An 18861-nucleotide genomic window follows, 5' to 3' on the forward strand; every position below is an offset into this window, starting at 1 on the left:
CTGTATGCCAGCGGTGGTCATTTTAACCAAGCGTGCGTTCGGTAAAGTTCGTACATGGACGCTACCGATCTAGCCCTACCTAGAGGGGGTCAGCAGATGGCAGCCCTGAACGACGCCCAACTCGACATTGTGGCGGCACTACAGGTAGCACCCAGGGCGCCTACCAGTGCACTGGCTGAGATCCTAGAAATGCCGAGAACCACTACCGCTCGACAGCTTCAGAAGTTGCTTGACGCCAACATTGTGCGTCTGATCGGGCGAATTGCGTGGCCGCTGATTACGAGCGGCCCGCCGAGTGAACTGTGGATCAAATGTCACCCCGGGCATACCGCCGCTGTTGTCGAGGAGCTGAGGCGATTTCGGGAAGTGCAGTTCATCATGGTCACGACCGGCAGTGTCGACATATGTGCACATCTTTATCCGCTTCGCGGATCGGATGTCAGCACTCTGGTCATGTCGTCGATCCCATCGATTTCTGGAATCGCCTCGATACAAACACATTTGGTGCTCAAAACCGCCAAGGTGGGGCAGTCGTGGCGGCTCAATCGGTTGACCGGGGATCAGGTTGTGGCGCTGGAATCGCACACCGAACCTGTTGTCCGGCAGCCGTTCACGAGCCCTGATCAGCTTTCAGAACTCGAATGGCAGGTCCTCGAGCAACTGGCGAACGACGTTCGTGTCTCTTCGACCGACCTGGCGCGCCGATTCTCAGTCAGTCCCTCCACCGCGTACCGAACTGTTCAAACATTGCTGCAGTCCGAGGCCGTCGCCCCGCGAGTCGAAGTAGAGCCCGCTGCGCTCGGTTTCGGCCTCAACGTGATGATTGCTTTGCAGGTAGACGCCGGTTCGATTCCATCGGTTCTGGCGGATCTCGCCGCACATCAGTCGTCGAGAATGGTGTCGATGGTCGCCGGCACTGCATCGGTGATCAGCGGCGGCGTATTTCGCAACGAAGCGGAACTATCGGACTTCATCACCGATGACATCGGCGCTCTTCGTGGCGTGCACACGATGAACATTTGTGTAAGTCAGAAGATCCTCCGGCGCTACTGGCGCGAACGAGACGGATTCAAGATCGGCGAACAGATAGACGGAATCCTGAGGCGCTGACCTGGCGAATGATAGTCCAGCATTCGGTCGGGGCCTGCAGTGCCACTGAATCACCGCTCGATAAACACACCCCGACAAAAGTGGCACCGCCATCGGGCATCAATCCGGCTTTAGTGAACGCGAGCAGGAAGTAGCCGGACTCGGCGGCAAGGACCAGGCCGGATGCCAGAGCCAGCGGTACCCCGAGTCCGGCTGTCGGGCCGTGTACTGCGGCGAACACCGGGACTGGATAGTCGACAATGGTGCGCATCAGGGTAGTCGCGGCGTCGATCAGTGCGGCTGCGGCAAGGTCTTCCGTCTATGCCCCTGTGAGCTCTGCTCGGGTGCAGAATGCGGCGCCAGTTCCTTCGATTCACCACCACTCGACCCGTGGCGCCCGTGTATGCGTGTGGAGGATTGCGGTGACCTGCTGCAGCGTCGCGGTCGTCAGTGCATTCATCCGGTGCGGTCGGTTGATGACAACGCAAAGAGTCCGATCCTCGAGCGTCGAGTAGCCCCTGCCCCGGATGGGTTCATGTGTTGCTCGGTTCCGAATCGGCCTGCTCTCGTCCTGTACCCGGCGGTCCCGCGAAGGCTTGCGCGATGGTCAGCCAGAACTCGGCCTGGCGGCCGACGGCGAGGAGATCGGTGTCTGCGCGGTGGATCCGCCGGGTGACCAGGCGAGCGAAGTCATATGCGCTACCGGTGATACTTTGCGCTGCGTTGTCCGGTCCCCACGTTGCCAGGGCTCCACTGGGCAGACTCAATTGGATGCGAAAGTCCTCATCGGGGGTGCGGAGGCCATGCGTGGTGTACGCGAAATCCCGGGTACGAACGCCCAGGTGGCAGACGTGTCGGATGCGGTCGGTGAGAGGTGGGTCAATTCCGAGAGTCTGGTAGACGTCGAGTCCGTGGGCCCAGGTTTCCATGTATCTGGCGGTTGCCATCGATGCCGCCGACATCGGAGGCCCGAACCAGGGGATTGGGCCATCGACCGACCGCAACGCGACAGACAACGCCGAACGTGACCGATCCCAGCGTCGCAACAGTTCTGACTGACTTGCCGTGGCGCCTTCGTGTGCCGCCTCGTTCACGAGATTCTGTGAGTCGGCGGTTGCCCGCTGAAAGAGACGGTTCCAGTCGGAAGAGTCGCCGTGTGTCGCCCTCACCGCCATCTGAGATGCTTCGTCGGTCCACGCGAGGTGAGCGAGCTGGGCTGCGACATCCCAGCCCTGGGCCGGCGTGGGCGTTTGCCATGCCGCGGCATCCAGACCAGCGACGGCGACGCGCAGCGCATCTCCCTCTGCTGCATAGTCCAGCAGCAATCCGTCCAGGATTCGCGCCTGCTTGCTATCGGGTGAGGTCACGGCTGATCGATTCTTTCAGATTTCTGTTGTCCGCCATAGATGGTATGAATACGCGTCGGTGAACGCCTGTGCTCGGGGCATTTGCGCATGAAGCCGTAGCCGCCGTGGAGTTGCAGACAGCAGTCGACGACTCGCTTCTCCAACTCGGTGATCCACCATTTGCCTTGGCAGTATCAATAGCATTGAGCTCGCCCTCGTTGTGCGCAGGGACAGAGGCATCGACGTACGTTTCGGCGATATCGAGTTCGGTTGCCATGGTCGCGAGTTCGAATCGGGTGTTCTGGAAGTCGGCGATCTGTCGCCCGAATGCCGAGCGTTGCTTGCAGTGCTCGACTGTCGCGTCGAGAATCACGCGTGCCGAGCTGATCGCAGTGTGTCCGTAGTTCTCGTGGTCGTCAGTGTAGAGCGCACGCCGTGTTTCTACAGACCCTCGGTGTCAGGGGATGTTTCGGCGGCTTGGAATTGATCGCGGAGAACGAACTTCTGGATTTTGCCCGACGCGGTCTGCGGGAACTCGGCGACGAACCGCCACACGGTGGGGGTCTTGTAACTCGCTATCTTGCCGCGCAAGAACTCGTGCAGATCTTCGTCGGTCACTGGGGTCGAGGTCTGGACGAATGCGCCGACGATTTCGCCCCATTCGGGGTCCGGGAGTCCGACGACGGCAACGTCGACCACGGCGGGATGCTCGGAGACAGCAGCCTCAATCTCACGTGGATAGATGTTTTCGCCGCCGCGAATGATCAGGTCTTTAAATCTGCCCTGGACTCGGATGTAGCCGTGCTCGTCCATGGACCCGAGATCTCCGGTGTGCAGCCAACCTTCGGCATCGATGGTGTCGGAGGTGGCCTCAGGGTTTTCGAAGTACCCCTTCATGACGCAGATACCGCGCGTGCAGATCTGGCCGATTTCCTCGGTGGAGGCGACCGATCCGTCGGCGCGGGCGATCTTGACCTCGACCAGCGGCAGCGGACGACCGACGGTCTCTCGCCAGTTGGGGAGGTCTTGTCCGGGGCGAGTGTGGGTGATGTAGGGCGAGGACTCGGTCTGACCGAAACCGATCGTGACGGAAACTCCTAGTTCGCATTCGAGTCGCTCGACGAGGGCAACGGGCACCGGAGCACCTCCGGTGGTGACTATGCGCAGTGAATCGAGGACCTCGGATCCGGCGGGTAGATCTTCGAGCATGCGGATGAACATGGTCGGCACGCCGAGAGTGACGGTGGCCTTGTAGGTGTCGATCAATTCGAATATGAGGGCGGTCTCGAAGACCCCGGGCAGGATGTGACACCCGCCAGTCTGCAGGATTCCTAGGGTCGCCAGTCCGCATCCTGCAGTGTGAAACAGTGGAAGGGGGTTTATCCAGATATCATGTTCGGTCACGCCGTTCGCTTCCGCGTACAGCAGGGCGTTGAGTGTCATGCCCTGGTGTGCGAGGTGTGCGCCCTTGGGGAAACCGGTTGTACCGGATGTGTACTGGATTTGGACAGCGTCCGAGGGGAGGACCTTCGGCAGGCCGCCCGGGACTGCGGCGGCGTGGTCGTCGGCCAATGTGACCCACTGATCGACCGTGGTAATCCACCGTAGTTCGGGAAGTCGATCAGCGATGTTGTTGACCACGTCGAGAAGATTGCGGCCACGCACCTCGCGCTGTACCAGGATGCCCTGTGCCCGGGACTGGCGAAGCACGAACTCGAGCTCGTTCTCCCGGTATGCAGGGTTGACTGTCACCAAGGTTAGGCCGGCGAGTGCCGCCGCGAATTGGAAGCGGCTCCATTCGGCACTGTTCGATGCCCACACCGCCACGCGATCGCCGGGTTCGAACTCCTCGAGCAGGGCTCGCGCCCAGTCTTCGGAGCTCTCGAGCAACTCGGTGTAGGTCCACTGACGCCGCGCATCAGGATCCTTGACTCCGTCGACCAGCGCCACGCGTTGTGGCCAGCGTTGTGCGGCGGCGCGTAGCGCGTCTCCCACGGTGAGCTCGACATTGTGATCGGACGGGGTGGGTGGCCAATGCGCTGTGGTCAAGGTCGCGTTGGCACTCGTTGTCGCATCTCGGATCGCCATAGTATGTTTTGTACCATTTGTTTGGCACTATCGGCAATGAAGCGGGAAGGATTGCGATGAATGCTCCAGCAGGGTCGCCGCGTCCACGTCTGAGTCCTACCTCGTATTTAGTCCTGGGGTTGCTCAGTTTGCGGGGACCCTCCACTCCGTATGAGCTCAAACGCGCAGCCGGGCGCTCGGTCGCGTTCTTCTGGCCATTTCCGCACACACAGTTCTATGCCGAGCCGGCTCGGCTGCACGGCCTCGGGTTTGTTGATCTCGATGATGAGGAGAGTGGTCGGCGCAGAAAGACCTACCGGCTTTCTGGCAGTGGGAGAGAAGCGCTCGCGAGCTGGCTCACGGTCCCACCCGGCGAGATATTCGAAGTGCGCGATATGGCTGTGCTGCAGTTGTTCTTCGGGGAACTCATGAGCACCGACGACCTGAGGAATCTGGCGCACGACCAGATCCAGCTCTGCGATGAGCGAGTTGCCGTGTACGAACAGATTCGCGAACACAACGCGCCGCGCGCGATACCGGAACGGCGACTTGTTCCCCTTGAACTCGGATTGCGCTTGACCGCAACCATGCGTGAGTTCTGGGAAGAGATCGAAAAGAATCCACCGGTATGAGGTCCAGCTGACCTCAGGCAAATCGAGATTATCGCTCAAGCAAGGAGATTCAATGGCATTGCCCCAGCCCTCGCCGGCCTCCTCACGCTGCCGGTCGTGGGTCCACCACCGTTCATCTCATCCGGGCCGGAACTGGTGATATCGCCAGGCTAGGTAGGTTGATTGGGTTGTTAACCGCGCTTAACACCCGGCCAGCCTCGGAACTGGGTAATTGGCTCGATCGCATCAGCGAAGGAAACGCAGCACGCGCGGCTGCGAATCCCCAGGTCGTTGTGGCGCCCGTCGCGGTGGCACTGTCTCGTTGTTGAACGCGGCAAACTGGGAGGATGTGGAATGACCAGTTTGATACCGTCGTACAAAGGTCACCGTTACCCGGTCGAGATCATCAACTACTGCGGGTGGCTGTATTGCGGTACCCGCTCAGCTTCCGCGAGATCGAGGAATTGAATGTTCGAAGGTGGTGTCGTGGTCAGCTACGAGACGATCCGCCGGTGGTGCGCCAAGGCGGGCAGGCATACGCAAACCAGCTGCGCCGCCGCCGGGCACTGCCCGCTGACACATGGCACCTCGACGAAGTCTTCATCCGCGTCAACGGCACCCAACACAATCTGTGTCGCGTGGTCGACCAGGATGGCAACGTAGTCGACGTGCTGGTCCAGTCCCGACGAAACGCCTCGAATCGGCCGCACACGCGCAACGATTCCTGTCTTCGGGCATCTCACCGCATTTCCGACCCACCCATCACCATCTCACGGCACTCAGATGACGTATCGAGATGGCCGACCGTTTCGTGGTCTGGCAGGAGGTGACCGTGATCGACGCCACCGCCTGAAAGTGAAAAGTGAACTGCCCGAAGGCGTCCCGAAACAGACTGCCCCAAACAAACTTCGCTGCTACGCTTTTCGACCAACGTGACAGTGCCATACCAGTGGTGGTTACTGGGTCGAATGGCGCCCCCTCAGCGGGGGTTATCATATATTGGCGATCCATTGTTGATGAGAAAACTTTCGATACATGGACGCAGCGTGCGCCACGGAGGGAACCGTGGAAGAGATGTCTACGTACGTTGCAGATGATTCGCGGTGTCTCCGATTGGACAGATAAGGTTGAATTTCGTCCGTCTGAGGAGGGCAATCCGCACTTTCGTGTATCTTCAGATCTTCACTATCGGTCGCGACGATTCAATGCTCTCGAAAGCTCATCCTGATTGAGTCTGGAAACTTGAAATTGTAAATATCGACCTGCAACCTGAAAAGTTGCTGATGAGGATCCGGCGGAAGCCAGGAAGCCTTACAGCCCCGGAAACGTGGGTGTGACCAAATCCCTGTCCCAATCGTTGGCGGAACGATGGACATCAGTTGATGTTGCGTCGGAACCAAATCGGAAATGGCGAAGATTTCGCGTTGTCGCTCAGTCATCAGATGTGATTGCCCATTTGTGAGCTTGTGGCGGCATGGGGGTAAGAGAAATCTATTCCAAACGGGATCCTTTAGTTCCTTGAGGGTAGGTCTATGGGGTACCAATGTGGCGCTCAGCGCATCACGAACGGATTTTCGGTACTCGGGTCGGTAGAGATCCAGACTGATTTGGTCTGCAGGTACTCCTTGATCGCCTCTACGCCACTCTCTCTGCCAAGGCCGCTGTGTTTGTACCCGCCAAAAGGTGAAGTGAAGCTAACGTCTCGATAGGTGTTGATCCAAACTGTCCCCGCCTCAAGTTCCTCCGACATGCGGATTGCGCGCCCAATATCGCTGGTCCACACTCCGGCCGCCAATCCGTAGATAGTGTCGTTAGCCTTGACAATTGCATCTTCTTCATCGTCGAATCGAATCACCGAGAGCACCGGCCCGAATACTTCTTCTTGAGCGATGCGCATCGAATTATCGACGTCTACGAAAATTGTCGGTTGGATAATCTGGCGCGATATTCCGTCGGCGTCGATGTGGGCCTCACCGCCGAGCACACAGCGGGCACCCTCCTTGGCGGCGATATCGATGTAGTCCAGAACCTTCTTAAATTGGAGTGGGGTCGTCACTGGGCCCACCTGAGTTTCAGGGTTCATCGGGTCGCCGAGCTGTGTGTGCCTAGCAACCTCCACCAAACGTTCCACGACGAGATCGTGGATCGAAGACTGTACCAGCAGGCGGGATCCAGCGATGCAAAGTTGCCCTGCTGCTGCGAATATCCCGGAGATCACGCCCATCACGGCCGCTTCTAGGTCCGCATCCTCGAAAACTATGTTTGGTGATTTGCCTCCGAGCTCGAGTGAGACATGTTTGAAGTCTTCGGCCGCCGATTTGTAGATTTGTTTTCCCGCTGTGTCGGAGCCCGTGAACGCGATTTTGGCGACGTCGGGGTGTGAAACCAAAACGGTTCCGATTTCAGTTCCCAAACCTGTCACCACATTGACCACGCCCGGTGGAAATCCAGCTTCTTCGAACAGTCTGACGAACTCCAATGTAGAAGCGGAAGTGAATTCGGAAGGTTTGATGACCACTGTGTTGCCAGCGGCGAGTGCCGTCGGCAGTTTCCACCCTAAAAGTAACAGAGGGGAGTTCCACGGTGTGATCATAGTGACGACACCAAGAGGCTCGTGGCGTGTGAAATTGAAACTGTTCGACTTGTCGGTTGGAATGACAGATCCTTCGACCTTGTCTGCAAGTCCTCCGTAGTAGCGGTACCATTCGGCGATGTACTTCATCTGCCCAGAAACTTCGGCATATACCCTGCCGTTGTCGCGGACTTCGATCTCAGCGAGTCGTTCCGAGTTTTCCTCAATCAGGTCAGCAAGTCGGAGGAGAAGCTTTCCCCTAGCATCAGGCTTGGTCCTCTTCCAACTGGCGAAGGCCGTCTTGGCGGTGGCAACTGCCCGATTAGCATCATCGGCGTTTCCTCTCGGGATCTGTGCCCAGACCTCACCTGTGTAGGGATTCTGAGAATCGAGATACTCGCCTGTTGCCGGCTGAATCGATTCCGCACCGATATAGTGGTTATATACATTCATTCGAAGTCTCCGTTCCAATTTTGCGTGCTAGCGATCTTGATGTCTTCTACCTGTTGGTTGTTCCAAGACCATTCTGCCGTGTGAGCGGCCTTGACTCAGAGCGTCAAGTGCAGATTCAAGATTCCGCAGAGACATAGGCCTAACGCTGATTGGGGGGCGGGGCAATTCCCCATGTCTGGCCATCTCCACACAGGCCTCCAGGTCGGACAGGCCACCTGTATAGCTCCCTATGATTTGTTTTTGCTGGAATATCAACGTCGCCGTGCTCACCAGGAACTCGCCACCGAAGAGTCCCACTTGAACCATGGTTCCAGCCTTGTCCAATAGTGTAAATGCAAGTGCAGCAGTAACACCCGAGTTCACGAAGTCCAAGACTGCCGCCGATGGACCACCTGTCCGCGCCAGGACTTCCTGCGGAGTCGAGGTGTCGTTTGTGAGGAATGTACTGCGGGCGCCGAGTTCAATGGCCGCCTCAAAATTTGCTGCGGTCCTGTCGAGCACGGTGATGTTCTCGTGCCCTAACGCCGTCAAGACTGCGACCGCGGTAAGCCCGACACCACCAGCCCCGATGATCGTGACGTGCTCTTCAGCGTCGAGAGGCAGTACTTTCCTCACTGCGGCATACGCGGTAAGCCCCGAGCACGACAACGTGGCACCCCATGCGCTATCGAGTGTCCCAAGAGGGATGCAGTATTTGGACGCTGAAACCAAGACCTGTTCCGCATACCCTCCGGGTTGTGCAATGCCGAGTGGCTGACTCATCACTCGACACTGATTTTCGTCACCGGCAGTACATAGCTTGCATTGACCGCACCCAAGCCACGGGTAGACTACGACCCTGTCCCCAACCTCCAAAGTAGTGACATCGGGACCGACCTTGGCAACTGTGCCAGCGATTTCGTGCCCCAATATCAGAGGGAAAGGGACTCCTCGGTCTTCGACGCTCAGGACTCCTTTCGAGCCCATATCGTAGCCGCCCTCACGCAGATGAACATCCGAGTGACACACGCCCGAGTGAGTAATATCGACGAGTACCTGGTCAGATGTTGGAGTGACGTCGCCTATTTGGATCTGCTCAAGTTTCCGATTGCCGGGCGATTTTAATGCATACGCTTTCATTCTGTTCCCTTCGGAAGTTATGTTGCCATTCTAACGATATGTGTGCAAGCTATGCGTGTGATTTAGGCAGATTCACCCTTGCCTCATTGAGATTTACTTGAATATTTGTATTTTTTCGATCTTCTTCATTTTGCCCCGGTAGAGGTTTTCCGCCAGTTTCTTCGTAGAAGAAAGTCGCAGCAATGAGGGAAAGCAAAGCCGCCGTGGTCAGGAAAAAAGCTGGAGCTTCAACGATCTTGGTGATTTTGATAAGCCACTGTGAGACGTATGGTGCAATTCCGCCACTTGCGACAGCGGCGAGATTGTAAGCAAGGGCCAGGCCGCTAACGCGCACTGCGGGCCGAAATATCTCGGTCGGAGCGGTGAGGAGGACACTTAGGTACGCTGCTTCAAATAATCCGAGAGTGATCTGAGCGAATAGAGCGAACGCAAAACCTTGATTCATCAGGACAAACATGGGGTAGGCGAGTAGTGTGAGTCCTAGCGTAGAGCCTACGAAAATTGGTTTCCGTCCAATTCTGTCTGAGATTTTCCCCCAGAATGGAATTGATGTCCCAGAGATGACCAGAGCGATCACGGTTGACCATGAAGCCTGAGTCGCAGTCATCAGTCCCTGCGTCCGGAAGTATGTGATCAGATAAGTGAAAGTGATGTAGTATGCGGCCAATGATCCAACGCTCATTACCGTCACCAATATGACGCTACGAGGCTGCGCAGAAAAAGCCTTGAGAATTGGAGAGCGTGTGGTTTCCTCTGCTTCCTGAGCCTTCACAAACTCGACAGACTCTTCCATCTTCCTGCGGAACATCCAAGCGGCCAAGCCCATCGGTATAGACAACCAGAATGGCACCCGCCAACCCCAGGAAAGCATCTGTTCTTCTGAGAGAAGTCCGTAGAGAATTCCTGAAACGGTTGCAGCGATGGTGGTTCCGATGACAACGCACAGGAGGACGACGCTAACATCGAAACCGCGCCGCTTCACGTCGGAGGCTTCTGAGGCGTATACGGCAGCGCTCGCGAGCTCACCGCCTGCTGCGACACCCTGAATTGCGCGCAATATGACCAGCAGAATGGGAGCGAGAATGCCGACATGCCCATATACCGGAAGGAAGCCCATAAGGGCGCTGAATACCGCTATTCCGATCACCGATATGGTTAGGGCTGGTCGGCGTCCGTATCGATCAGCGATATGTCCGAAGATCACTCCTCCCAGCGGTCGGCAGAGAAATGATACGCCGAACACTGCCAGTGAATACAGCACAGCGCTTCCCGGATCCTCAGTATCGAAGAACAGAGTGGCCATTGTGACTGCCACGAAACCGTATACGACGTAGTCGTACCATTCGATGATGGTTCCTGCGCCAGAAGCGAGTAGTGCAGTTCGCCGGGACTTTGATGAGGGGGCTGCGTGCTCAGTCACCTTTGAGCCTTTCGGTGGTTGTGAATTGTAGCGTATTTTATTGCTAATGATCTATATAGCATTATGTGTTCGTGGCCTTAAATTTCCTATTTAAGATATTGGTAACAGTTCGGAGTGGAGGGGGCGTCGCGTCCATCCGGGAGGCGAATTCATACTCGGCGACGGGTGTTAAGAGTAGATCTAAATATGTCGTCGCGCGGCAACTTCGGCGACAGTGCCAGTCATGTAGGACGATAAGTCCGATGCATAGAAAAGGGCGACTGATGCAACCTCCGACGGTTCGCCTGTTCAGCGTAGGTTCGGGCGATTTCCAGACCGAGACCTCGGGCACCGCCGGTGATTACCGCTGTCCGACCATTGAGCATGGTGTTACCTCGTCTTCGGAAACGATATTGTCGTCTGCACCCGGTTGCGTTGCGAATAGCAGATAAAGAGTTTCAGTTCTTCCGATTCGCCGCGCTTGGCGCATATCGTGCGATTGCGTCGTGGGTCGTTTGGTTGGAAAACAGTTCCGCAAAAATATCGACACTAATATCGATTCCTTCTTGCAAGCTTGTGTTGAGCCATGTTTCGAACAAGATTTTTTGTGCCGCGATGACTTCGGCGGTGTGCTCAGACAATTTCCCAGCTGTGCGATGAGCCTCTGCAATGACAGCTTCGGGCGCCACGATTTTGTTGAATAGTGGTGATGTCGTGCAATCGTCGATTCCGAACAGGTCTCCAGTGAGGATGATTTCTTTGGCTTTGGATAGTCCGACATGATGTTGCAGGAGGGACGCATCAACCACGGAGGGTATCCCAAGCTTCACCTCGGGTAGGCCGAATCGTACTGAAGGGTGCGCAATTCGGATATCGCATGCGAGAGCCATTTCAAATCCAGCTCCGATGCAGACGCCGTTGACCGCGGCAATCGTCGGCTTGGGACAAAGCCGGACGGCACCGACGCAGTCACGGATGGCCGTGATTCTTTCACGCGCTTGATCGACGGTGATTCCAGAAAAGGTCTCAATATGCATGCCGGCCGTAAAAGCGAGGTCTCCAGTGCCGGTTATCACTATCGCTCGGATGTCCTTGTTGCTCTCAGAGACGGACTCCTGCACTAAGCGAAGATCTTCGACAGTGAGGGCGTTGCGAATCTCTGGCCGATTGAACGTGATCCATCGGATTCCTTCTTTGTCTGCTACCTTAGGTAATCCCACTTCTACTCCTGATACATCGGTGATGTGGATAATATTTGGGTGATTTTCAGTCGATCAACGGATCGTTGCGGACGATCTGCTCGGGGAGATGCGCCCCAGTTTGGTACCGCGAGAGACTGAGTCGCGACGTGGTACTTCTGGCTCTCGCGGACGGTTACGACGTGACGTCCGCCATCTCTGAAATTCCGATGGCACCTGAGTCGCTGAGTTCCCTAATCGCGGTACGGGAGTAGCCGACTTCTTCGAGAATCTCAACCGTATGCTCTCCGAGATCCGGAGCGTGGCGAACGAACTGCACGGGGGTGCGGCTCATTCGGATCGGAGTGCGGGTTGAGTTGTACACACCCTCCGTGGGATGTTCTCGACGTGTGACGAGTCCTTGCCCGACCACGTAATCATCTGCCGGGGCATCGGTGAGATCGAACAGATCGGCGGCAGGGATGTTGCGCGCGCTGCACAGTTCGAGCCATTCGCCGGTGGTATGCCGAGGTGCCGCGTCGCGAATTACGGTCATCAGGTCTCCCATCGAACGATGGCGGTCACTGATCGACGCAAAGCGCGGATCACCAGTGAGGTCCGGACGTTCGGCCAGCGCGAAGAAGTCATCCCAGTTCTTGGCGGAATAGGGCATGATGCAAATCCATCCATCCGCCGTACGGTGTGGAACCCGTTCTGGGGTAAGAACTCTCGACCAACCGAATTCGCCAATGGGGGGGTCGAAAGTGCGCCCGCCGAAGTGTTCGACGAGGTTGAAGCCGATCATCGAATCGATCATGGGAACATCGACTTCTTGGCCGCGGCCCGTCGCGTGCTTTTCGATGATCGCGGCTGTGACAGCTACGCAAATGTACAGGCCGACAACCTTGTCGGCGATCACGTGTGGAGAGTATCGGGGTGTGCCGTCGACAAGCTCTTCAATCTTGGCGGATCCGGAGGCGGCTTGGACGATGTCGTCGTAGGCAGGGTAATCGCGCTTGTCCGTAAGCGATCCGTACGCCTGTGCTGTGCACAGGATCAGTTTGGGGTTGATGGCCGAGAGGCGTTCGTACGAGATGCCGAGTTTCGTTCTTGAACGTGGGCGTAAGTTGGTGACGAGTACGTCTGCTGTGCGTACCAGTTCGTCTAGAATCCTGCGGCCGTGTTGTGAGGCCAGATCGACTGCGATACTGCGTTTGTTGCGGTGGAGGTTCATGGCAAGGGCGCTCATGCCCTCATGGCGCCCTTTGCCCATCCGCCGACTCATGTCACCTTCGAGGCTTTCGACTTTGACGACGTCCGCGCCGAGGTCGGCGAGTGTTGCGGTAGCGAACGGACCCATAATCACCGTCGTCAAGTCGATTACACGTAGGCCCTTCAGTGCGCTGTCTCCGGTGTTCATAACCACTCCCTCGAATATCTGTGACCTGGGGCACGAGCATGTGGAGCCCACCGTAGCGTGAGTTACGCAAACAGGGAAGTCGTTACCGATATACGTAAGACTAGGATTGATCGATGTGCTACCTAGGACAGACCGCATGAGTCAAATTGGGGCTGGGGGCGAGCCAGCTCGTCCGCGACACCGAACGGTGGATCGAATCGCTTCTATACTTGAGCTCGCTGCCCGGTCGCCCAAAGGTCAGACGCTTTCTGATATCGCCCGATCGATCGATGCTCCGGTGAGTTCGATCCAAGGTTTGGTGAGCGGGCTGGTTTCGGCTGGCTACCTCGATGAGGCGGCCGGAAAGCGCTACACGCTGGGCGCGGCAACATACTTGCTCAACCGAATTGCCGGACGAGAGCAGGTAAGTTCGGTTAGCTCAGCCGATCTGGTTGACTTGCGTGACGCAACGGGACTCACGAGCGTCCTCGCAATCGCTGTGGGGCATTCCGGTTTCTACGTCGACTACGCCTCATCTGATCCTCGCTACGCGTATCTGGCAGAAAACTATGTCCGTAGATCGCTGATCCGAACTTCGGCAGGATGGGTGTTACTTGCTGGCATGGATCGTCGGGATCTTTGGTCGTATCTTGCGAGTCTCTGTGATGCAGAGCGAGTGCTTGCCGATCGCTTCCTTGTCGCGCTTCCGGAGATTCAGCGAACTGGTCTATGTGTGGCTCCGGGTGTGTCAGACGCCGGCGAAGGTATTGCCATCGCCGTGCGCGAAGGCGACCGTGTAGTTGCTGCAGTAGGAGTGATTGCCACTCCCTCCGCGATCGCGCAGCGGCGGGAGGACCTAGTGCGGACACTCCGTGTACATGGCCAGAAATGGGCTTCAGAGGTGCGTCGGTTTTGATGATTTGCTTTTCGCGCCAGTAAACGATCTTCGTGCATTGTTCACTGGCAGAACTGAGTAACGCAGTTGCAACTTCGTTGACGGAACAACGTCGGCACTGTTGTTCGGCCAAACCACTGTTCTGAAACAATGCGTGCTGTCGCTGTCTAGTCTGAAGATCGAGCTGGAGCGGTCCCTTGGCTGATGTAGTCGCCATCTGTTCAGGCCGACGATCTCACTATCACGGGGCGGGGCTTCCGAAGTGAGAACTCGTACTCCATCGGCTATTTGGTCACAAGCCTCAGATTAGGTCGAGTTAGTCGCTGGTATGGAACAGTGCCATCTTCACTTCCCTGCCGAACGGGGTTCAACTGCCAATGGATAATGCGGCCCTGTGAGGCGCGAAGGTTCTGACGTGAAGATTCTGATCGGCGGTATACCGTCGCGTCATCGGCGAGGAGGTCCGACGGTGGGTCGCTGATATGAATTCGAGTCATCTCCGACGCGCTCTCCGGCAACTGCGACGTGTAACCTACAGTCAAGCGGTGTCCGCCCTGGGAACTGGTCGGCGGATGGTCCGTAGGGATAAGGTAAAGTTTCGCAAGTAGTGGTCATCAGAACAGCTCTTTTTTGTTGTGGACAACCTTCTCCGGATTGCGGTACGCGCGCTGTCGATCGAAAGTAATGTTTGAAAAGAAGACACTACAGCCGAAGATATGATAATCCGGTCGATGAAAACGGTCATCGTAGTTTACGTCTCGCCCTTACTTCTACCGACTCCGGGTGCGACGAATTGAACACGAAAGCGCGAGTCCGGGAGGCGTATCAAATTCGACACGCTGCAGTAGAATGAAAAAATTAGCAGTAGATTTGACCTAAATTGCAGGTCCGGGCTCGATCGGTCGTTCTTCGCGCACTGAGTTGGCAGTTCATGGCGATACAGCGGTGTGGAACTCGTTTATCGACTTCATAGGTGTGGCGATCGACTTCGTTGGCTCAGAAGCGTACCGGTACATGGAGTACTCAAGTTGACATTACAGGCAAGGAGTTCAAGGAGCATGCGGATATTTACCTCGGTTGAAGAACTACGCGCCGCGGGCAGCAAGGAATTGGGGGTAAGCGATTGGAAGCTCATTACGCAAAACATGGTTGACCTCTTTGCTGAGGCAACCGGCGACCATCAGTGGATACACACGGACATCAATCGTGCAAGGCGTGAAAGTCCATTCGGAGGGCCAATCGCTCACGGTTATCTGAGCTTATCCCTCTTGCCTGCATTGGCTGCGGAGATCTTTACCATCGACGGCGCGAAACATGTTGTGAATTACGGTTCTAACAAGGTTCGATACGTCAACCCGTTGCCAGTCGGCGCGAGAGTTAGATTGCGTTCTTCCTTCATCTCGATCAGCGAAGTTCGTGACGGTGGGCTTCAGGTAGTCATAGCCCAACAACTTGAAGTCGAAGGCGTTGAAAAACCAGTACTGGTGGCTGAGACGGTCTCTCGAATCGTGTTCTGATGAATTCTCGGTATATCGTCCGGACCGATTGTCTTAATTCGTGAGCGCTTCTTCGAGGATGAGTGAGATCTATTCGAGATGTTTTCGAACCAATGGCGTTCGGCGTGCGTGGGCATCGTTTCGGCCCGGTCGTTTGTGCGCGATCTTGCCGCCGGTTCCCGGCGAAGTACCGAGAGTTCGGGTCCTTCTCGCTGGCGAGCACACGCCAAAATTTCGATCTGGTCGAGTTTGCTGGTGCGGTCAGCATTCCTAGTCGTGCCGCGGGGCGGATCGAGTTCGCCGTCGATAGGATGGATATCTGGCAAGGGTCTGCCGAGGCCGTGCCTAGCGCACCCACCTCGACCGACCGCCTACAGCCTCCCCGGACTCCACGACCTCGTACCCATCCCACCAACCACACCCCCAAACGGGCCCCGGCCACCGCGGTGTGGCCCAGCAACCACTGTGAGAGGTGCGGACGGTGATGGTTTGGCCGGCGGTCAACCTCAGACGCTGGTCGGTCAGTCAGCGGTTCAGATGGGGTAGGGCCCGAGCCAACTATGGCTCGTTCCGGTCGAAACCGGAACGAGCCATAATCTTTTCAATCTCAGGGTGAGACTGTGTTCTCACTCATGACCGATCTTCGGTGAGTCAGATGAGTATCCCGCGATCCGATTGACCCATCGGCGAGTACGAGGATCACCGACGACGAATCCGGGAATGATCGGCGCAGTCACTGCAATGATGATCGCCCTGGTGTAATCCCCACTAGCAGCTTCCGCCACTGCGACCACAGCCCCTAACGACAGGTACGTGACGGCGACGAACACTGCTGGTTCCTGGTGACGGACCCGAATTCTCCACCCCAAGATCGCCACTGCAGCGATCAGACACAGAACCAACAGCATCAACCGCCAACTGAACTCACCCAACAGGGCTGTGGTGTGTTGACCGACGATCACCACGCAGGCAATCGAAAGAACCACGGCCACCACGAGATTGAACTTCATGACACCTCTCAGTAGCAGTCAGATCCGGTGTGATGCTCGCCGTTCACACCAATCGCAGGCGGCCACCATGTACCGGTTGCGCCGAACTTGAGCGCCAAGCACTTGCCCGTTGCCTGTGCCGAGATCGCCCACGCCGAGATGTTCACGACATTGGCCAAAACCACTTCCTGGAACGGCGGCGGGATCAGTGCGATCCACGGTAGCGCAGCGATTCCGCCGGCACCGGCAGCAGCCATCATGCGTGTTTCTTCCTCAGAATGTATTGCGTACTTCGATGGAACTCGGCGGCAACGCACCCTTCGTGGTTTTCGAGGACGCAGATATCGACCGAGCGGTCGACGGCGTGATGCTCGCGAAATTCCGCAACATAGGTCAGGCATGTACCGCCGCAAACCGCATATTGGTACACGATTCCGTGGCCGACGAATTCGTTCGTCGAGTAAGTAAAAGGGTTGCTGCGATGAAAATTGGTCGTGGGGCCGACGAAGGTTACGACATCGGCGCACTGGTCGACAAGAAAGCCATCGCGAAGACAGAAGGTCTCGTCGCTGACGCGGTGGACACCGGCGCGGAGATTGTCACCGGCGGTCAGGCCATCGTCGGCCCAGGGAACTTCTTTCAACCGACCGTGATGGACAAGATCGGGCCTGAAGCTCGGATGGTGAACGAGGAGATCTTCGGACCAGTGCCGGCAATAACTCGCTTTTCGTCCGAGGACGAGGCCGTGCACATTGCCAACAACACCGAGTACGGCTTGGTCAGCTATGTCTACACAGAGAACGTCGGCCGAAGCCAGCGAATGATAGAAAAACTTCAAACCGGGATGATGGGCCTCAACACCGGTCTCGTCTCGAATGCAGCAGCGCCTTTCGGCGGCATCAAGCATTCGGGGATCGGAAGAGAAGGTGGCTTCGAAGGAATTCGCGAGTTTTTGTCCACGAAGTACACGTTGACCCCCCGATGAGACTTGAATCGACCGCACGAAAAGCGTCAGTAGGCGTCAGGACTCGTACCGAACGTAGTCGTCGTTGATTTGCAGTCCGGTCCTGATTGTTGCTCGTAATCTACTACTAGAGAGGACGTTTCGTGACCGAGAATGCACGGCATGCTACGTCGAACTTTCGGGTAGTCGCCGCATACCGGCTGGACGAGGAAACCGCGGACGAGGCGCTCGGCCATCTGGCCCAACTCGCTGAGGCAAGCCGAAAGGAGCCGGCCAATCTCGGCTACGAGTACTTCCGCAACGTCGAGAATTCGCTACACATAACGATCCTCGAGATGTATATCGACGAGGCAGGCTTCGAAGCTCACCGGACATCGTCGCACTTCACATCTATCGGCACGGCCAAAATCCTTCCACTGCTCGCTGATCGTGTCGTAATTGGGTACACCGACGGGGGAGCACTGCCTAGTTGTTAAGATCCGCAGGCTGGGTTGATGCGGCAGTGTCGCCGACGTACGGGGGCTCGTTTCCTCCGGAGACTCAGATATCCGGCGACCACTCGTCCTCGAGCATCGACAACGCCGTATCACGAAGAGCTGGGAATCGTTGCAATAAGCACGATTTGGGTTGTTTGGTCCGAATGTTCCTGTGCGGCCGCAGCTCGGCAGGTGTGCCGTCCAAAATTCTTGTTGATATTCCCACTCACAGTGGAGAACGCACGCCCATGAGCTGACGCTGTTTGGCGTACGGAATCGCCGAGGCTGTTGCCCGCGAGATCGACTCACGCTCATCAGGAATTAAATGAGCGGAACGCGCTTGTGTGCTACGTGCAATACCCCGTGATACTTGGGGAGTGTGAAAACCGATCGCGGGGCCTTCCCGGCGGCGCGGGAGATGGCGCTGTTTCACTCCCCATCTCGCCATAGTCGCTACATTTCGGCTTCTTCGGTATGCCCGACTGACCGACCTTCGCACTCGCACCTCATTCAACTGTATTGTTGCGGTGACCCTTTGATCGTGAAGATTGAACTCGTCGGATCCGCTGAACGAACGCCGCGAGTACAAACTAGGTCCCCAGATAGTCGTGATTGCGTTCGATGATCCTTTCGCTTCGGTTCGGCTGGCTTGCACAAGAGCACTGTCGCACCGAGGGCGCCGTGAAGTCCCAGGCATCCCTGTAGTTAGTTCAACCGTGCGGCGCCGAGCCCGGCGCTGAGATGCCACCAGCCGGCGAACAGGTCTTTCTCCATCGCGAGTGGGTATCAAACCTGCGCAGGAAACGTG

17 protein-coding genes and 5 pseudogenes are annotated in these 18861 nt (G+C 56.9%); 8 read left to right on the plus strand and 14 right to left on the minus strand.

Annotated elements, in window-relative coordinates:
- Window positions 1-96: 96 nt before the first annotated feature.
- A pseudogene (locus DBV08_RS33275) lies at window positions 97-504 on the plus strand (Lrp/AsnC family transcriptional regulator); the annotation flags it as partial.
- Entirely contained in the window at window positions 505-1110 is a 606-nt protein-coding gene (locus DBV08_RS32895) for an Lrp/AsnC family transcriptional regulator (protein ID WP_260395627.1), read from the plus strand.
- Here the strand turns inward: DBV08_RS32895 and DBV08_RS33280 are convergent.
- The 5 genes and pseudogenes from DBV08_RS33280 to DBV08_RS17855 all read right to left on the minus strand — a co-directional run bounded on the left by DBV08_RS33280 (window position 1070) and on the right by DBV08_RS17855 (window position 4523).
- Window positions 1070-1360 (minus strand): enoyl-CoA hydratase-related protein, encoded by a 291-nt coding sequence (locus tag DBV08_RS33280; RefSeq protein ID WP_124568293.1) that lies wholly within the window; start codon window positions 1358-1360, stop codon window positions 1070-1072. The two genes, DBV08_RS32895 and DBV08_RS33280, sit on opposite strands and share 41 nt — an antisense overlap.
- 262 nt (window positions 1361-1622) lie before the next feature.
- Entirely contained in the window at window positions 1623-2456 is an 834-nt protein-coding gene (locus DBV08_RS17845) for a TIGR03084 family metal-binding protein (protein WP_260395628.1), read from the minus strand.
- On the minus strand, window positions 2453-2599 hold the full coding sequence (locus tag DBV08_RS33285; protein WP_397487564.1) for a hypothetical protein: 147 nt from the start codon (window positions 2597-2599) through the stop codon (window positions 2453-2455). The genes DBV08_RS17845 and DBV08_RS33285 overlap by 4 nt, the downstream gene beginning before the upstream one ends.
- A pseudogene (locus tag DBV08_RS33290) lies at window positions 2569-2823 on the minus strand (acyl-CoA dehydrogenase family protein); the annotation flags it as partial. The gene DBV08_RS33285 and the pseudogene DBV08_RS33290, both read right to left, overlap by 31 nt.
- A 53-nt stretch (window positions 2824-2876) precedes the next feature.
- Window positions 2877-4523 (minus strand): AMP-binding protein, encoded by a 1647-nt coding sequence (locus tag DBV08_RS17855; protein WP_124568294.1) that lies wholly within the window; start codon window positions 4521-4523, stop codon window positions 2877-2879.
- A gap of 56 nt (window positions 4524-4579) precedes the next feature.
- On the opposite strand from DBV08_RS17855, the gene DBV08_RS33295 reads away from it, so the two are divergent.
- Both DBV08_RS33295 and DBV08_RS17865 read left to right on the plus strand, forming a co-directional pair.
- Window positions 4580-5134 (plus strand): PadR family transcriptional regulator, encoded by a 555-nt coding sequence (locus DBV08_RS33295; RefSeq protein ID WP_124568353.1) that lies wholly within the window; start codon window positions 4580-4582, stop codon window positions 5132-5134.
- Window positions 5135-5467: 333 nt separating this feature from the next.
- Window positions 5468-5966 (plus strand): annotated as a pseudogene (locus tag DBV08_RS17865) (transposase).
- Between the two features lie 699 nt (window positions 5967-6665).
- On the opposite strand, the gene DBV08_RS17870 reads toward DBV08_RS17865, so the two are convergent.
- The 7 genes and pseudogenes from DBV08_RS17870 to DBV08_RS17895 all read right to left on the minus strand — a co-directional run bounded on the left by DBV08_RS17870 (window position 6666) and on the right by DBV08_RS17895 (window position 13254).
- Window positions 6666-8138: an aldehyde dehydrogenase gene (locus tag DBV08_RS17870; RefSeq protein WP_124568295.1), complete on the minus strand. Its 1473-nt coding sequence runs from the start codon at window positions 8136-8138 to the stop codon at window positions 6666-6668.
- Window positions 8139-8165: 27 nt separating this feature from the next.
- The gene (locus DBV08_RS32900) at window positions 8166-8753 is read right to left on the minus strand and encodes a zinc-binding dehydrogenase (protein ID WP_260395638.1); all 588 of its coding nucleotides are present in this window, start codon (window positions 8751-8753) and stop codon (window positions 8166-8168) included.
- 75 nt (window positions 8754-8828) lie between these two features.
- A pseudogene (locus DBV08_RS32905) lies at window positions 8829-9257 on the minus strand (alcohol dehydrogenase catalytic domain-containing protein); the annotation flags it as partial.
- A 49-nt stretch (window positions 9258-9306) separates the two neighbouring features.
- On the minus strand, window positions 9307-10677 hold the full coding sequence (locus tag DBV08_RS17880) for an MFS transporter (RefSeq protein ID WP_221621607.1): 1371 nt from the start codon (window positions 10675-10677) through the stop codon (window positions 9307-9309).
- 180 nt (window positions 10678-10857) lie between these two features.
- Window positions 10858-10962 (minus strand): annotated as a pseudogene (locus DBV08_RS17885) (3-oxoacyl-ACP reductase); the annotation flags it as partial.
- Between the two features lie 152 nt (window positions 10963-11114).
- Entirely contained in the window at window positions 11115-11876 is a 762-nt protein-coding gene (locus DBV08_RS17890; RefSeq protein ID WP_185564690.1) for an enoyl-CoA hydratase/isomerase family protein, read from the minus strand.
- A 154-nt stretch (window positions 11877-12030) separates the two neighbouring features.
- Window positions 12031-13254 (minus strand): CaiB/BaiF CoA-transferase family protein, encoded by a 1224-nt coding sequence (locus tag DBV08_RS17895; protein ID WP_124568299.1) that lies wholly within the window; start codon window positions 13252-13254, stop codon window positions 12031-12033.
- A 187-nt stretch (window positions 13255-13441) separates the two neighbouring features.
- On the opposite strand from DBV08_RS17895, the gene DBV08_RS17900 reads away from it, so the two are divergent.
- Both DBV08_RS17900 and DBV08_RS17905 read left to right on the plus strand, forming a co-directional pair.
- Window positions 13442-14149 carry a helix-turn-helix domain-containing protein gene (locus DBV08_RS17900; RefSeq protein WP_260395629.1) on the plus strand — a complete coding sequence of 236 codons (708 nt, stop codon included), beginning with the start codon at window positions 13442-13444 and terminating at the stop codon, window positions 14147-14149.
- Window positions 14150-15186: 1037 nt separating this feature from the next.
- Window positions 15187-15645, plus strand: coding sequence for a MaoC family dehydratase (locus DBV08_RS17905; protein ID WP_124568300.1), 459 nt, complete (start codon window positions 15187-15189; stop codon window positions 15643-15645).
- Window positions 15646-16250: 605 nt separating this feature from the next.
- Here the strand turns inward: DBV08_RS17905 and DBV08_RS17910 are convergent.
- Together DBV08_RS17910 and DBV08_RS17915 are read right to left on the minus strand one after the other, a co-directional pair.
- Complete coding sequence (locus DBV08_RS17910; RefSeq protein ID WP_124568301.1) at window positions 16251-16634, minus strand: hypothetical protein; 384 nt, start codon at window positions 16632-16634, stop codon at window positions 16251-16253.
- An 8-nt stretch (window positions 16635-16642) separates the two neighbouring features.
- Window positions 16643-16873 (minus strand): hypothetical protein, encoded by a 231-nt coding sequence (locus DBV08_RS17915; RefSeq protein WP_124568302.1) that lies wholly within the window; start codon window positions 16871-16873, stop codon window positions 16643-16645.
- A 2-nt stretch (window positions 16874-16875) separates the two neighbouring features.
- Here DBV08_RS17915 and DBV08_RS17920 point away from each other — a divergent pair, with 2 nt between their 5' ends.
- Window positions 16876-17598: an aldehyde dehydrogenase family protein gene (locus tag DBV08_RS17920; protein ID WP_260395630.1), complete on the plus strand. Its 723-nt coding sequence runs from the start codon at window positions 16876-16878 to the stop codon at window positions 17596-17598.
- A gap of 122 nt (window positions 17599-17720) precedes the next feature.
- Window positions 17721-18053 carry a putative quinol monooxygenase gene (locus DBV08_RS17925; RefSeq protein ID WP_124568303.1) on the plus strand — a complete coding sequence of 111 codons (333 nt, stop codon included), beginning with the start codon at window positions 17721-17723 and terminating at the stop codon, window positions 18051-18053.
- The last annotated feature ends 808 nt before the right edge of the window (window positions 18054-18861 follow it).

The organism is Rhodococcus sp. KBW08 (assembly GCF_003852455.1).
Classification (GTDB): Bacteria; Actinomycetota; Actinomycetes; order Mycobacteriales; family Mycobacteriaceae; genus Rhodococcus_F; species Rhodococcus_F baikonurensis.